We start from the raw sequence: 13,854 nt of genomic DNA on the forward strand, positions 1-13,854 counted from the left end.
GAAAAGGGTAGGAAATTTACAAGATGTGTGCTTATGGTTGGTCTACTGGCCTTCAGTGCGCCGCGGAGAAGGGGACGGACCATGGTCACTACCGGCACGGTCCGGCCGGCCCGTCTTCCGAAACGGGTCCCTGAGCGTCGGCTTCCCGGGCGGAGCCAGCGGTTGCGGGAGCTGCTCGGCCAGGGTCGGTCCCGTGAGGTGATCGCACTGTCGTCGCGGGTGCTGGAGCACGGCGTCGACCCCGAGGAGAAGGCCGTCACCTCCACGCAGCGGCTGGCCGCCTACTTCAACGTCGGTCTGGCCGACAGTGCGGACTGCCGTGAGTCCGAGGACCAGGCCCGGGAGCTGGCCCGGGCCGTGGGCTCGCCGACCGCGCTGGGCCACTTCCACGCCCTGGCGGCCGGCATCAGCAATGCCCGCGGCTCCGCCGACGAGGCGCTGGCCCACCTGCTGGACAGCCAGCGGTACCTGAACGCCGTGGAGGCCGTCACTCCGTGCGCCGAGCTGGCCTGGTACGACCTCGCGACCACGCAGGGCAACCTCGGTCTCGGCGGCAACGCCCTGGTCTCGCTCCAGCGCCTGACCCGGACCACCGGCGACCGGCGGGCCTGGCTGGCCCCGCGCCTGGACGCCGCCCTGGCGCTGGACCACATCGGCGACACCCAGGGGGCCGTCGCCGCGCTGGACGAGGTGGTGCACCACGCCCGCGTGCAGCTGGCCTCCCGGCCCGGCCGGCTCCAGCACTGGGACGCCGTCAGCTACGCCTACGCCACCGCCCGCCTGACCGTCCTGGACGCCGAGCGCGGCGTCGACCCGCGGCGGCTGTGGCACGCCGCCGACGACGCCATAGCCCCGGCCTTCGACCTGCTCATCCGCGCCTGTCTGGCGATCGCCGCGCACCGCCCGCACCAGGCCCTGCGGTACCTGGACCGGATCGGCCCGGACTGCCCGCTGCCGCTGCCCGAACTGCTGCGCGTGCGCTCCCTGGCCCTGACCGAGGCCGGCGACCCGGCCGGGGCGATCGAGCTGGAGCGGCAGTCCTTCCGCATCCAGAGCCAGCGCATGTACCAGCTCCAGCGGTTGATGCTCACCCAGCCGGCGGCCACCACCACCGAGTGGGAGCTGTCCTCCTACGTGCGCGAGGCGCTCACCGATCCGCTGACCGGCCTGCCCAACCGCCGCCACCTGGAACGCCGGCTGTCCGAGTTCACCACTACCCGCCGCGCCGCCGCCCTGGCGGTCCTGGACCTCGACGGCTTCAAGCAGGTCAACACCGTGCACGGCCACATCGCCGGCGACCGCGTCCTGGAAGGCATCGCCGCGATCCTCGCCGACGCCCTGCGCACCGGCGACTTCGTGGCCAGATACGGCGGCGACGAGTTCGTCATCCTGCTCCCCGACACCGGCCACCCCGAGGCTCGCGAGATCGGCCTGCGGATCAGCGCCGCCATCGCCTCCGCCGACTGGCGGACCGTCGCCCCGCAGACCCCGATCGGCGCCAGCATCGGCTGGACGCAGCTCGGTGCCCACCACAGCCCGGAGGCCGCGATCCAGGCCGCCGACCAAGCCATGTACGCGGTGAAGCGGTAGGGCGGTGAAGCGGTAACGACTCGGGGAGCGATTGAGGTCGGGACGTGGCGGCCTGGCGGATCGGCTCTGGCGTGATCAGCAGGCCGCCGGGTGGGCCAGTACCAGTTCGGTGCTGGCCTCGTGGCGGGTGGCTCGGCGGGCCGAGCGGTCGGAGACCAGGCCGGCGATCGCGGCCTGGGTCTCGGCGAAGTTCTCGCGGCTGCCGGTGTAGCGCCGCATCGGCCGCCACTGCTTGTATTCGGCGTTGGCGTGTTCTACGCAGATCCGTGTCGAGGACTGGCGGCGTCGGGCTTCGCGCCAGGCATACTGCTCACCCAGCGCTGCGGTCTCCCGCGCTTTCTTGGCCATCGGCTTGGGAGGTGCGCTGACCTGGTGCGGGAACTCGTTGGCCAGTCCCCGGTCGCCGTCGTCGACTTCGGCTTGGACGTCGGGGAACTGCCGAAAGCACTCGGCGATGCCCTCGGTGCGCAACGCGGTCTGATCGTGCATCCGCCCCGGTCTGGGTATTCCGGAGAACAGGGTGCGGCCCTGGCCGTCGGTGAACGTCGTGGTCTTGATCGTGTTCTGCTTCCGTTTGCCGGAGATGAACGCCTTACGACCCGGCCGCCCGGCCGTGGGGCGGCGGACCTGCACGTCGGTGCCGTCGATCCGCAGCTTCACACCCTCGGCGGCGGCATAGGCGAACACGTCTTCCAGGGCGCGCAGCCTGATCCCGGGCCGGTCCGGCACCGCGAACCCGCGCGCGGCCAGCAGCGGCCTGATCTGCCGGATCGCCCCGGAGATCGTGGAACGGTCCACCCCGAACAGCCCGGCCAGCGCGGCGTCCGGCAGGTCGTGGCGCAGCTTCACCAGCGTCGCCAGTAGCCGGTCCACGAACACCAACTGGTGTTTGGGGCCGGCGCCCTGCTCACGTCGCCGATCGCTACCACGTCGCCGGGCCAGCGCCGATTCCTGCTGGACCTGCCACTTCGGGGCCAGTTCAGCGACAAGCTCGCCAAGATGCTCCCGGCTGATACCGGACATGGAAGGATGGGCGAAGGCCGCGCGGGCCCACGTTTTCGTCACACAAAACCAACCCGCACAGCCATATTCACGTTACGTCCGCGGACCTCGGCAGTAGCGTTCCGCCATGGCCTCCCACTCTGCGCAGGACTTCTACGATCAGCTTGCCGAGGACTACCACCTGATCTACGCGGACTGGTCGCTGTCGGTATCGCGGCAGGGCAATGCCCTGAATGCGCTGGTCCGACGGTATCTGGACGGTGCCGAGCCGCTGGACGTCCTGGACTGCTCTTGCGGGATCGGCACGCAGGCGATCGGCCTGGCCGAGCACGGGCACCGTATCGTGGGCAGCGACCTGAGTCCGGCCGCCGCGGTTCGAGCGGTTGCGGAAGCACAGCGGCGCGGGGTGGCGCTAGCGGCATTGGCGGCGGACATGCGCCGGCTGCCGTTCGCCGACGCCTCGTTCGACGTCGTGCTGAGCGCGGACAACTCGCTGGCACACCTGCTGACCGAGGACGATGTCCGCCGCGCGGTGGGCGGTATGCGCCGAGTCGTGCGTGACGGCGGGCTGCTGATGCTCTCGGCGAAGGACTACGGCGACGCCCGGCAGGCTCGGCGGCAGTCCACAGTGCCGCAGGTGACGGACAGCAATGCCGGGCAGGTGGTCACGTTCCAGCTGTGGCACTGGCAAGACGACGGGGTCTACGACTTCGATCACCTGCAACTGCTGCCCGATGGCGACACCTGGCAGGTCCGGGTCCGGCGGGCGACGTCGCGAGCCTGGGCACTGGAGCAGCTGGCGGAACTGGTGCGAGAGTGCGGGTTTGGCAACGTCACGTGGCACGGCGTCGAGGAGGCGCACTTCTTCCAGCCGGTGTTGACCGCGCGGCCTGCAGCCTGACCCCGCACGCCAAACGACCACCTCCTCAGGTCAGGCCCGCCAGCCGCCGACTATCGCTCCCCGGCCTTTAAGGCTCTGGAGCGGTAGGGCTTTCGAGCGGTGGGCTCTGAAGCGGCGAAGGCCGAGGTAGCGAGGCGAGGCGACTCGGCCGAGCCGGTAGAGCCGAGTGCCGAGGTGGCATGGCTTTCCCCTATCGCAGCGTCCTGAAGCGGCGACAGCGCTATCGTGGATGGATCGTCTGCTGGTGGTTGCTGGTGGTTGACCAGGCCGGTCGAGGGGGACTTGTGGGACCGAGGCTTGTCTTCGTGCACGGTATCGGCCGTCCGCGCGTGCCCGAAAAGGAGCTGGCGTCCTGGACCGCGGCGCTCGCCGTGGGAGCGAACAAGGCCGCGCATCCGGACTTCGCCAGAGCCCTGGAACGCGGCGATATCGAAACGCGCTTCGCGTACTACGGAGACCTCTTCGGGAAGGCGGACGGGCAGGGCGACGGCGACGACGACGCGCTTGACGAGGCCGAGGAACTGATCCTCGCCGAACTGATGGCCCAGGTCGTCGAAGACCGGCTGGACGTGCCGCTGGACGACGAGGACAGCGCCCTGCTGGCTTACGCGAACTCCCTGGCCCGGCCGCCGGAGGAGCCCCAGGGGCTGGGCGAGTTGCTGCGGGTGGCCATCGACATCGCCGGCACGCTGGTAAACATCAAACCCCTGCGTAAGGGCGCGCAGTGGGCCACCCCGCACCTGATGGTCTTCCAGCTGGCCCAGGTCGCCCGGTATCTCGCCCGCTCCGAGCCGGACCAGGACGGCGTCACGCTCGACGCGCGGATCCGGGCCCGCGTGACCGAGGCCCTGGGTGACGGGCCGGCCATCGTCGTGGCGCACTCGCTCGGTTCGGTCGTCGCCTTCGAGACGCTCGCCGAGTACGCCGGCCTCGTCGATCTGTTCGTCACCATCGGTTCCCCGCTGGCCATGCGGACGGTGGTCCTGCCGCGGCTGCGTCCTCGGCCGCCGCGCACTCCGGCGACGGTGCGGCGCTGGCTGAACTTCTGGGACCGGGACGACATCTTCACCGGCCGTCCGGACCTGGCCGACGACATCCTGCCCAGCGAGTCGGGAGTGGAGGCCGACACCGCGCGGGTCGACTCCGACGGCCTGTGGGTGCACACCGCCACCAAGTACCTGGCCCAGGGGGATGTGGCCGGCCCGATCGCGCAGCGCTACGCCGCCGCTCCCTGATGCCCGTCCCGGCCCGCCGCCTGCTGGTCATCGCTACCCAGTGCGATGACATGCTGCCGCTTCCCAGCCTGGAGGACGCGGCGCGCGCACTCACCGAACAGCTGCTCGACCCCGAGGTCGGCGGCTGCCTGCCGGCGCTGGCCGGGGACCAGGCCCTGTGGCTGGGGCCGTTGGCCGCCGACCGCGTCGAGTCGCTGGTGATCGAGGCTGTGAACCGGGCCGACGCGGAGGACGCGACGCTGGTTCTGGCGCTGCTCGGCCACGGGTTCGTGGTCGGCGACTTCTCGACGCTGTACTACATGGGCTGGAACACGATGAACGGCGTCGCCAGCACGGCGGTCGATGTCAACAGCCTGCTTCAGCGGGCGGTGCTCGGTCCGAGGGTCAATGGGGTCGTGGCCGTCATCGACACCTGCCGCGCCGCGGCCGCCCTTCCCGACAGCAGCCAACTGGTGGCCGCGGACAAGCGGCTGGGCGTGATCATGGCGTGCAGGGCGCAGCAGCAGGCCTTCGGGCTGCAACTGTCCAGCACGCTGGCGGACCTGCTGAAGACCGGCCTGGACGACGGCCAGGACCTGATCCGGATCGAGACCGCGGCTCCGGTGTTGCAGGGGCGGATCGCCGGGCAGTCGATCGTGCCGTCGGTCCACAACGGGAACCTGGTCACGCCCAGCCCGCTGTGGCTCGGGATGAACCGGCGGTCCCCCTCGCGCCTGATCGTCGACGACATCGGGCCGCTGGGCCGGGTCCGGCTGGAGGCCGCGCGCCGGGCTTATCCGGCGGCAGCGGCCCAGCCGGCGGGGCTGTGGGACGACAGCCGGCTGGCCGAGGTCCGCTCGGAGCTGCTCCGGGGGCCCCGGTCGCGGGAGGACGAACGGCTGCTCAGAGTGCTGATACAGCTCGACGCGGCGGCGAAGACCGTGGTCCTGCTGCGGACCATGTCGCAGCTGACGACGCCCCGGCTGCGCGCCGCGCTCACGGCCCTGCTGGCCGCCGAGGAGCAGCTGTGTTCGACCGGCGCGCTCAACTACGACCTGGTCGACGTGGTCGACTACGTGGTCTTCAACCATCCGGCGGGGAACCCCGACCATCGTCGCTGGCTGGCGCGGTTGGTGGCGTTGATCGACGCCGAGTGCCCGCAGCACCTCGACGCGGCGCGGACGCTGGAGTGGGCCAGGGCTGTCAGAGCCGGTGTGCAGCTCGCGGACGCGCGCGAGTTCGTGGCCGGGCGGCGCCGGGACCAGCAGCTCCGCCTGGTGGTGAGCACGAATCAATTCACTGAGGACTGGCCCCAGGAGCTGCAGACGTGGCTGCTGCTGAACGGCGAGCTGCCGGCGGTCGGCAACGAGGACTTCCGCAACCGCTTCGAGTGCCCGACCGTCGACAAGGAGGGTGCGGATCAAGCGTTGGCGGCCGCTGTCGCCTGGGGCAAGGACACCGCGCAGCGCAAGGGCCTGGAGCTGTGGCACATCGACGTCGCGGCGCGGGCGGCGGTCCTGATGCAGTGGCGGCCGGAGGAGGCGAAGGTCGACGGGCAGCTGTTGGGCGTGGATCACATGGTCGTGACGCACTGGAGCCCGCGCATGGGCCTGCCCGAGCCGTCGATGCCGAAGACCGATGTCGTGTTGCGGCGTCTGGAGAGAATAGAGAACGCGGTCGCCGACAAGCTGGCCTGGCTCGGGGTCGACGCGACCTGTGACACCGACGCTCTGCTCGGCAAGATGGTGTTCGGGCAGTATCAGCAGGCGATCGCTGTCGGGCATCAGCTCGGGGTGGAGAACACGCGGCTGGTCGACATTCTGTGTGCTTATGTACCGATTGTTATGTGGTGGTGCCACCCGGACAGTGCGCTCGGTCTGGCGGCGAAGGCTGGTGTCGAGCAGTTCTGGGGCCAGTTGCCGAACGCTTTTATTCTGGCGTATCGGGAGCGGTGGCTGGGCGAGCATGTCCAGGGGCTGGCGGACTTTCGGGCACTGTGGGACGACAAGCAATGGCTGACGTTTTGTAAGAACTTTTCGATGAGCTGATCATCTTTGGGCTGATGTGGGCTGGATGACGGAGGCGACGATGGCTTGGGAACGGTATTACCACGGCGACGGTCGGCAGGGGCCGGAGGTGCGGCTGCCTGCTCCGCCGCCGTGGCGGACGTTTCCTCGGGCGTCGGCCGGGGACGCCTTCGAGCCGCCGGACGGGTTGGTGGACGTGGTCAATGCGGCGCTGCGGTTGCGGCGGCCGTTGCTGATCACCGGGGCGCCGGGGTCGGGGAAGTCGACGGTGATCGAGCATGTGGCGCATGAGCTGAGGTTGGGGAAGGTGTTTCGGTGGCATATCACGTCGCAGAGCAGTCTTCCCAGCGCTTTGTACCGGTATGACGCGTTGGGGCGGATTCATGCTCAGCGGTTGCGGCCGGGGGTGGGACCGGGGGCGGGGGAGGCGCCGGTGCCCGTGCCGGTACCGGTGTCGGAGGCGAGTGACGGTGCGGCTGAGCCCGTTGACGTTGTGGGTGATTCGGGGGCGATGAATGGCGACAGCATCGCGCCGTTCTTGCAGTTGGGGCCGCTGGGCTCCGCGTTGGCGCCGGCCACGCGTCCTCGTGCGTTGCTGATCGATGAGATCGACAAGAGCGATCTTGATCTTCCGGGCGACTTGCTCGAAGTTCTGGAGCGCGGAGAGTTCGAGATCACTGAGCTTCTTCGGGAGAGGGACCAGTCCGGGGTCGATGTTCGGCTGTGGGAGAGCGACGAGACCTGTCGGGTCGAGGGCGCGCGGGTCCGTTGCGAGGAGTTCCCGTTCATTGTTCTGACGAGCAATGGGGAGCAGGAGCTGTCCGCACCGTTCCTGCGTCGGTGTCTGCGGTTCGCCATGCCGGTGCCGGACGTGAAGATGCTTCAGGGTGTTGTCCGGCGGTGGCTGGATGTCGATGTCGCCGATGGCACGCCGACGGGAATGCTGATCGCGGAGTTCGTGGAGCGTGTCAACGGGGGCGAGCGGTTGGCGGTGGATCAGCTGCTTAACGCGGTGCATTTGCTGGTCGGTCCGGATGCGCCGGAGGGTGAGCAGCGGGAGCGGTTGGCGAAGCTTCTCATGAAGAACTTGTCAGGTGCCTGAGCAGGCGGGGGCGGACCAGGCGTTCGGGACTGCGCTGGACCGGGTGGTCAGCGAGTTGGTCGCTGCGGTGCCGGGTCTTGATGCGCAGACTGTCGCTGATGCCTTGCTGTTGGCGGCGGTGGATATGGCGATGGCGGACGGGGATGCGGAGGGGCGGTCGGCGGGGTCTGCCGGGGCTGCGGGGTCGGGGATGGGGGACGGGGAGGAGCTGCTGGTTCCGGAGGTTCCTGCCGTTCCCGAGGTGGTCGGGGTGGGGGAGGGGGACGAGAGGGCGTCGGAGACGGTCGATGAGCGGTGGCCGCTGTATCCGGCCGGTGGGTCGGGGGCGGTCGGGGGAGCAGGGCGTCCGGGGCGTGCGGTGATGGTGCCCGGGGGGCGTGCGCTGGCGTTGGGCGGGGAGCTGGCGCGGTCGTTGCGGCCGTTGAAGCGGCCGTGGCGGCACGGCCGGCGCAGTGAGCTGGATCTGCCGGCGACGGTGGATGTCTTCGCACGGTGCCTGGAGTTGATACCGGCGTTCAGGGCGGCGCCGGAGCGGTGGTTCGAGGTGCTGGTGGTGGTCGACTCGGCGCCGTCGATGACGGTGTGGGCGGAGACGGTCGGGGACTTCATCGGGGTGCTGCGGCGGACTGGGGCGTTTCGTGCGGTGCAGGTGAGGGATCTCGGCGATGTCGAGGGGGTGAGTGGGGCCGGGCGCAAGGTCGTGCTGGTGATTTCGGACTGCACGGCGCCGGAGTGGCAGGACGGGCAGCGGTGGGCGCGGATCCGGGAGTGGGCGCGGCGGGTGCCGGTGGCTTTGATGAATCCGTTGCCGCAGAAGATGTGGCGGCATACGGGGTTGAACTTGAGGTCTACGCGGGTGATGCCGGGGGAGCGGCCGGGGGTGGCGAATGTCGAGTTGAGTTATCGGTATGGGGCGGGGATGGGGGTCGGGGTTGGTGCTGGTGTTGGGGTTGGCGCGGGGATGGGAGCTGGGGCTGGAGTCGGGATGGGGGCTGGAGTGGTTGCGGCGGGTGGGGTGGGGATCGGGGCGGAGGCGGGAGTGGCGGTGCGGGCTGAGGCGCGGGCAGAGGCGGAGAGGTTGGTGCCGGTGCCGGTGGTGACGCTGTCGCCGTACTCGTTGGGGCGGTGGGCGCGGATGGTCATGTGTTGTGATGATCGGGGTTGTGATGCGGTGTTGGTGCCGGGTGGGTGGGGCGGAGCAGGCGGGTTGGACGAGGTTGGAGCTGAGGTCGGGGCCGGGGCCGGGATGGTTGAGGTTGGAGCTGCGGCCGGGGCCGGGATGGTTGAGGCAGGGGAGGAGTGGAGGGAGGGAGGCGAGGAGGTTGTCGCCGATGAGCGGCCTGATGTAGGTCGGCAGCTGGTGAATCGATTCGTTCATCTCGCGTCGCCGCATGCTGTTCGGCTCGCGGTGCTGTGCTCTCCGAACCCTGTGATCGACATGCCGGTGCTGCATTTGATTCGCCAGAAGCTGGTCTCCGCGGCGACCGTGGCGGACGTGGCCGAGGTGGTCTCCGGTGGTTTGTTCGATACGGAGGTGCATGAGCACCACGGCGTGACGCTCCGTTTCCGCGACGGGACGCGCGACCGGCTGGTGGGGATGCTCGGCTCGCATGACGCGTGGGAGACGTATGACGCGCTGAGTCAGTACATCGATCAGTACGCCGGGGAGACGCCGGGGTTTCGGGCGTTGGTCGCGGATCCGGGCGGGGAGTTGGTTGTGCCGGTGGAGATCGAGCCGTTCGCGGCGGCCAGTCGGCGGGTGATGGCGCTGTTGGACGGGGGGTCGGGGGCGGCTTCAGGGGTGGGCGTGGAGTCAGGGTCGGAGTGGGGGTTGTGGGACGAAGGGCAGGAGCGGGAGGAAGGGGAGGAGCGGGAGGAGGAGATCGAGGTTGAGGGCGAGCTGCTGGGCGGGGTGATGGGTGATGGTGTGGGTAGCGCGGTGGGTGATGGGGTGGGTAGTGCGGTGGGTAGCGTGGCGGTGGACGTGGCTGAGCCGCCTGGCGAGCCCGAGACCGTGGGAGGCTTGGAGTTCAGGGTCGGTCATCGCTTCTGCCTGGTGATCGCGAACTATACGTATGCGGACGAGCGACTTCCGAGGCTTGAGGCCAAATACGATGCCGATATGTTGATGTCGGCGCTGAAGTCCCCCGGCCTCGGCGGGTTCGAGATGGCCACGATTGTCAACGCCAGCATTGTGCAGATCCGTAGTGTCGTGTCGGACTTCATGGAGCAGCGGCAGCCGGGCGACACGGTTCTGATCTATTTTGTCGGCCACAGCATTTATGATCGCGGTGGTCAGCTGTATCTTCTGGCCTCGGACTCCCAGGTCAGCCGACTGGCCGCGACCGCGTTGGACTGGAACTGGTTCCGGGGCCTGCTGGATGAGTGTGCGGCTGAGGAACAGTTTGTGTTGTTCGACTGTCCCGTTGGCGGGGCGAGCGACGATGCTCCTCAGCTGGCCGAGCTGCATGCGATGCCGGCACCTGATCGTCGATTCGCGATTCACCGGACGTTCATGGCTCCATCCGATGCGCTGGGGCGTGCTTCCATCGGCGAAGTGCTGGCTAATGGACTGCGATCGGGTCACGCAGACGAAGACGGCGACGGAATTGTGTCGTCCGATGATGCGTACACTTATGTGGTTGCTCGAATGGGAGAGCTCGGCGATGAGCGGGCGCCCTATCGCTGGGAGCACCAGTTCGGCATGGAGTCGCCGATGGTGGTGGGCCTTGTGCCTTCGCCGCGGATCCAGCCACCGGTGTGGACGGCCAGGGCGACGATCGACAGGGTTGCTACTGGCCTCGCGTACTCCCCGGACGGGTCCTTCTTGGCGATGGTCGGCGAGGGTGACGACATCTGGCTGTGGGATGTCGAGGGCAGCCGGATCACTGCGTATGTGTCGACTGGCGAGCCGGACCGGTCGAGGGCTCTGGCGTTTGTGGTGTTGGACGGGTTCTTGCACGCGGTTGTTGCCGGCGCGAGTGGTCGGGTCGAATTCGTCGACTGGGCTTCAGGGGATGTTCTGCATCGGGGTTTCGGGTCTCCTGATGAGTCGGTGCCGGCTGTCGCGTGCATGTTGGTAGACGGCCGCGTGACGGCGGTGATCGGGCACGAAGATGGCAGTCTCGACCTGTGGGACGTGTCCTCGGGGCGTCATCTTGAACGGCGGCGCTTGTCGCAGCCCATTGATCATGCGGCGATGACGCTCGGGGAGATCGGCGGGGTCCCGGCGGTTGTGACAGCCAGCAAAGGCGGAAACATCCAATACCAGCTGTTGGGGGGTGTTCTCCCTGTCCAGCCCAGTTTGGTGCGGCAGGCCGGAGCGGTATCGGCCATCGCTTGCGCAGAGATCGACGGACGTTCGGTCGCGGTCACGGGCAATGCGTACGGCAGGATTCGAATCTGGGACCTTGCTGATGGGAGTCTGATCGGCGAGTCCTTCGATGCCGGTCTCGGCCGGATAACGGCGCTGGCGATCGCACCTGGCGGCAGCCAGATCGCGACGGTCGAGGAGCCGGGTCTGCTTGTACGGCTGTGGGACCTTGACTGGTCGGGTGTCGGGCGACGCAGGTCAGGGCCCGAGGCAGCCTTCTTGGCGATCGAGTTCAACCCCTTCGCCGGCCGGATGGATCGGGGCACCGTGACCACGACGCTTTCGACGGCTGGTGACAGCGAGAGCTGGCCGCCGAGCCGGACGGTGGTGTCGATCGCCGAGGACTTCCGGGCTGAGGTGGCCGAGGCGCTTGAGAGGGTGTTCGCGCGGCGGCTCGACAGTGGGTTGCGAGTCGACTTCCGGGTGCCGCGGGCGTTGTTGATGACCGAGTTCGATCAGTGGGTTTTTACTACGCCTGGTGGTGTTGAGCGACGCTTGGGCGAGCTCTGCCCGGTTGTTGTGCGCAGTGTTGATGGGAGAGATGTACGGAGCTCGTTCGGTGAGTACGTTCGGCGGCGATCGTCGTTGGTGGTTCAGCGGGTGGATGATCCGATAGATATTGAGCGGCTTGTCGAGGGTGGGCCCGCCGGCGTGGTTGTGGCGGGGGACATTGGTGGGGATGGTCGGGGGCGGAGGGCTGTTGACGAGATCATTGCCCGCGGTGTGCCGGTGGTTCTGTGGTGTCGTGGGGCGAGGGCGGGCAAGTTGTTCGAGAGTGCGCTGCGGAGGTTGGCCGAGCTGCCGGTATGGGAGCTTCCTGAGGCGGTCATGAGGTTGCGGAGAGAGGCGGCTGTGGCCTCTGGTGTGGGTGGGGACGAGCATGTCGGGCGGCATTTGGCGCTCTACTGGGATGATCCGGTGCCGCAGATTCCTTCGGTCCGGTTGTGTGTTGCGTTTGAGGTGGTTGGTGGGGAGGAGCGGACTTCGGGGCTCAACGAGTGGTTGCAGGAGATCCTTATCGAGGCGTACAACCGCGGGAACGTCAGGGGGAACGCGTACTTCGAAGAGGGAGGGCCGCTGGGTAGTCAGTTGTTTGTGTTGCCGCCGATTGATGTGGATGGGTTTCTTGCTGGTGTTGTGCCGCGGATGTTGTATGAGCTTGGGGAAGTGAACCGGGGGCTCCGGAGGACGCGGCGGGGGCGGACGCGGGTTCGGATGGTGCTTACGCGGGGTCTGATACAGCATGTGGGGAGCGGTCATGTCGGGGATGCTGTGGAGGCGCTGTCTTGGTTGAAGGAGGCTTTGCAGGTGCGTGAGACGTTGGACAGGCTGGAGGACGATTTTGTGGTGGCTGTTCCTGATGACCTTCATCGGGAGTTGCCTAGCGATGGGTTTGGGGTGAGTGGGTTTGAGCGTGTTGGGGCGGCTGGGGCGGGGAGGGCGTTTCTGGGTCATGTGTGGGCTCGGGGATGGATGAGTGCGGATTAGATAAGGGGTCGAAGACCAGAGTCAAGCGGCATCTCCCGCCACTGACCGCCCGTGCGGAACCGCCAGATCACGCCTCGAACTACTCACGCAACCGCTGCGGATACGGGCCGAACCGCCCGATCGGCAAAACGGTATGATCCCTCGGGGCGTGCACCAGCGTTGCTCATCGGGCGGCTGCACCCTTGCTCATATCGTCCGCCGCAGCACCATTTCCACGGCATCCACCAGCGCGTCGCCCTCGCTACGCGGACGCCGCGTCAAGCCGAGTTCGAGGTCTGGCAGCGGCGGCAGGGTGTCGGGGGTGCGACAGGCCATCGACGGTTCGAGGTTCGACGGCATGAGGGCCGTGACGCCCAGCCCGGCGCGCAGTGCGGCGAGGACGCCGATCAGGCTGTTGCTCTCGAAGGTCACTCGCCAGCGGCGGTCGGCGCTTTCCAGCGCCTGCAACAGGGATGTGCGCCAGATGCACGGGTTCGTGAACAGCACCACCGGCAGCGGATCGGCTGTCGCGTCCACGCCTTCGCCGATCGCCCAGGCCAGGGGGCGGCGTACGGTCCAGCGTGGCGGCCCCGGAAGGTCTCCCACCGCGTCGAGCACGAGCTGGACGCGGTGCGTCTCATAGGCCTCGCGCATCTCCGCGTTGGACAGGCTGAGTACCTCCAGGGTCGCGTCGGGATGCAGGCCGGCGAGGTCGGCGAGGGCCTGCGGAAGCTGGGAGACGGCGAGGTCTTCGAGCAGGCCGATGCTGCAATGGCCGGTGAGTGCGCGTCCGGCCTGGCTGAGAGCCTGCTCGGACAGCGACAGGATGCGTTCGGCGTAGGGGAGGAGTTCCTCGCCGGCCCGGGTCGGTGAGACGCCGGACGGTGATCGGTGCAGCAGCGGACGGCCGACGGTGTGCTCCAGCTTGCGCAACTGCTGGCTGAGCGCGGGTTGGGTGTGTCCGAGCGCCACCGCGGCCCGGCTGATGCTGCCGGCCCGCACGGCGGTGACGAACGACCGCAAGAGGGTGGTGTCGAGGTCCTTGGCCATAAGGGATCATTATGTCAGGTCCAACGAATTAACGTCTTCCTATGGCTCGCCGGTCGTTCTAGCGTCGTGGGAGTGATCGGATATCGACAAGTGCTCGCTGTGCCAGGCCTGGCGGCGCTGCTGGGCGT

8 protein-coding genes are annotated in these 13,854 nt (G+C 68.3%); 6 read left to right on the forward strand and 2 right to left on the reverse strand.

Annotated elements, in window-relative coordinates; genetic code table 11:
• Positions 1 to 162 precede the first annotated feature (162 nt).
• Positions 163 to 1,590, forward strand: a complete 1,428-nt coding sequence (locus ABD481_RS30625) for a GGDEF domain-containing protein (protein ID WP_344669279.1) — start codon at positions 163 to 165, stop codon at positions 1,588 to 1,590.
• Positions 1,591 to 1,665: 75 nt separating this feature from the next.
• Here ABD481_RS30625 and ABD481_RS30630 read toward each other — a convergent pair whose 3' ends face one another.
• Positions 1,666 to 2,613 (reverse strand): transposase family protein, encoded by a 948-nt coding sequence (locus ABD481_RS30630; RefSeq protein WP_344669280.1) that lies wholly within the window; start codon positions 2,611 to 2,613, stop codon positions 1,666 to 1,668.
• Between the two features lie 106 nt (positions 2,614 to 2,719).
• Here ABD481_RS30630 and ABD481_RS30635 point away from each other — a divergent pair, with 106 nt between their 5' ends.
• The 5 genes from ABD481_RS30635 to ABD481_RS30655 all read left to right on the forward strand — a co-directional run bounded on the left by ABD481_RS30635 (position 2,720) and on the right by ABD481_RS30655 (position 12,697).
• Positions 2,720 to 3,493 carry a class I SAM-dependent methyltransferase gene (locus ABD481_RS30635; RefSeq protein WP_344669281.1) on the forward strand — a complete coding sequence of 258 codons (774 nt, stop codon included), beginning with the start codon at positions 2,720 to 2,722 and terminating at the stop codon, positions 3,491 to 3,493.
• Between the two features lie 329 nt (positions 3,494 to 3,822).
• Entirely contained in the window at positions 3,823 to 4,728 is a 906-nt protein-coding gene (locus ABD481_RS30640; RefSeq protein ID WP_344669282.1) for an alpha/beta fold hydrolase, read from the forward strand.
• Positions 4,728 to 6,755: a vWA-MoxR associated conflict system protein gene (locus tag ABD481_RS30645; protein ID WP_344669283.1), complete on the forward strand. Its 2,028-nt coding sequence runs from the start codon at positions 4,728 to 4,730 to the stop codon at positions 6,753 to 6,755. The genes ABD481_RS30640 and ABD481_RS30645 overlap by 1 nt, the downstream gene beginning before the upstream one ends.
• A 40-nt stretch (positions 6,756 to 6,795) precedes the next feature.
• Positions 6,796 to 7,836 carry an AAA family ATPase gene (locus ABD481_RS30650; RefSeq protein ID WP_344669315.1) on the forward strand — a complete coding sequence of 347 codons (1,041 nt, stop codon included), beginning with the start codon at positions 6,796 to 6,798 and terminating at the stop codon, positions 7,834 to 7,836.
• Positions 7,829 to 12,697, forward strand: coding sequence for a VMAP-C domain-containing protein (locus ABD481_RS30655; protein WP_344669284.1), 4,869 nt, complete (start codon positions 7,829 to 7,831; stop codon positions 12,695 to 12,697). Before ABD481_RS30650 ends, ABD481_RS30655 begins: the two co-directional genes overlap by 8 nt.
• Before the next feature lie 186 nt (positions 12,698 to 12,883).
• Here the strand turns inward: ABD481_RS30655 and ABD481_RS30660 are convergent, their stop codons facing one another.
• The gene (locus ABD481_RS30660) at positions 12,884 to 13,726 is read right to left on the reverse strand and encodes a LysR family transcriptional regulator (protein ID WP_344669285.1); all 843 of its coding nucleotides are present in this window, start codon (positions 13,724 to 13,726) and stop codon (positions 12,884 to 12,886) included.
• Positions 13,727 to 13,854: the final 128 nt, after the last annotated feature.

It is taken from the genome of Catenulispora yoronensis (assembly GCF_039531695.1).
GTDB classification, from domain to species: Bacteria; Actinomycetota; Actinomycetes; order Streptomycetales; family Catenulisporaceae; genus Catenulispora; species Catenulispora yoronensis.

Bases quoted from the DNA above. Each gene is read 5' to 3' on its own strand.
- ABD481_RS30630 (WP_344669280.1), bottom strand. From the start codon at position 2,613: ATGTCCGGTATCAGCCGGGAGCATCTTGGCGAGCTTGTCGCTGAACTG.
- ABD481_RS30635 (WP_344669281.1), top strand. From the start codon at position 2,720: ATGGCCTCCCACTCTGCGCAGGACTTCTACGATCAGCTTGCCGAGGAC.
- ABD481_RS30645 (WP_344669283.1), top strand. From the start codon at position 4,728: ATGCCCGTCCCGGCCCGCCGCCTGCTGGTCATCGCTACCCAGTGCGAT.
- ABD481_RS30650 (WP_344669315.1), top strand. From the start codon at position 6,796: ATGGCTTGGGAACGGTATTACCACGGCGACGGTCGGCAGGGGCCGGAG.
- ABD481_RS30660 (WP_344669285.1), bottom strand. From the start codon at position 13,726: ATGGCCAAGGACCTCGACACCACCCTCTTGCGGTCGTTCGTCACCGCC.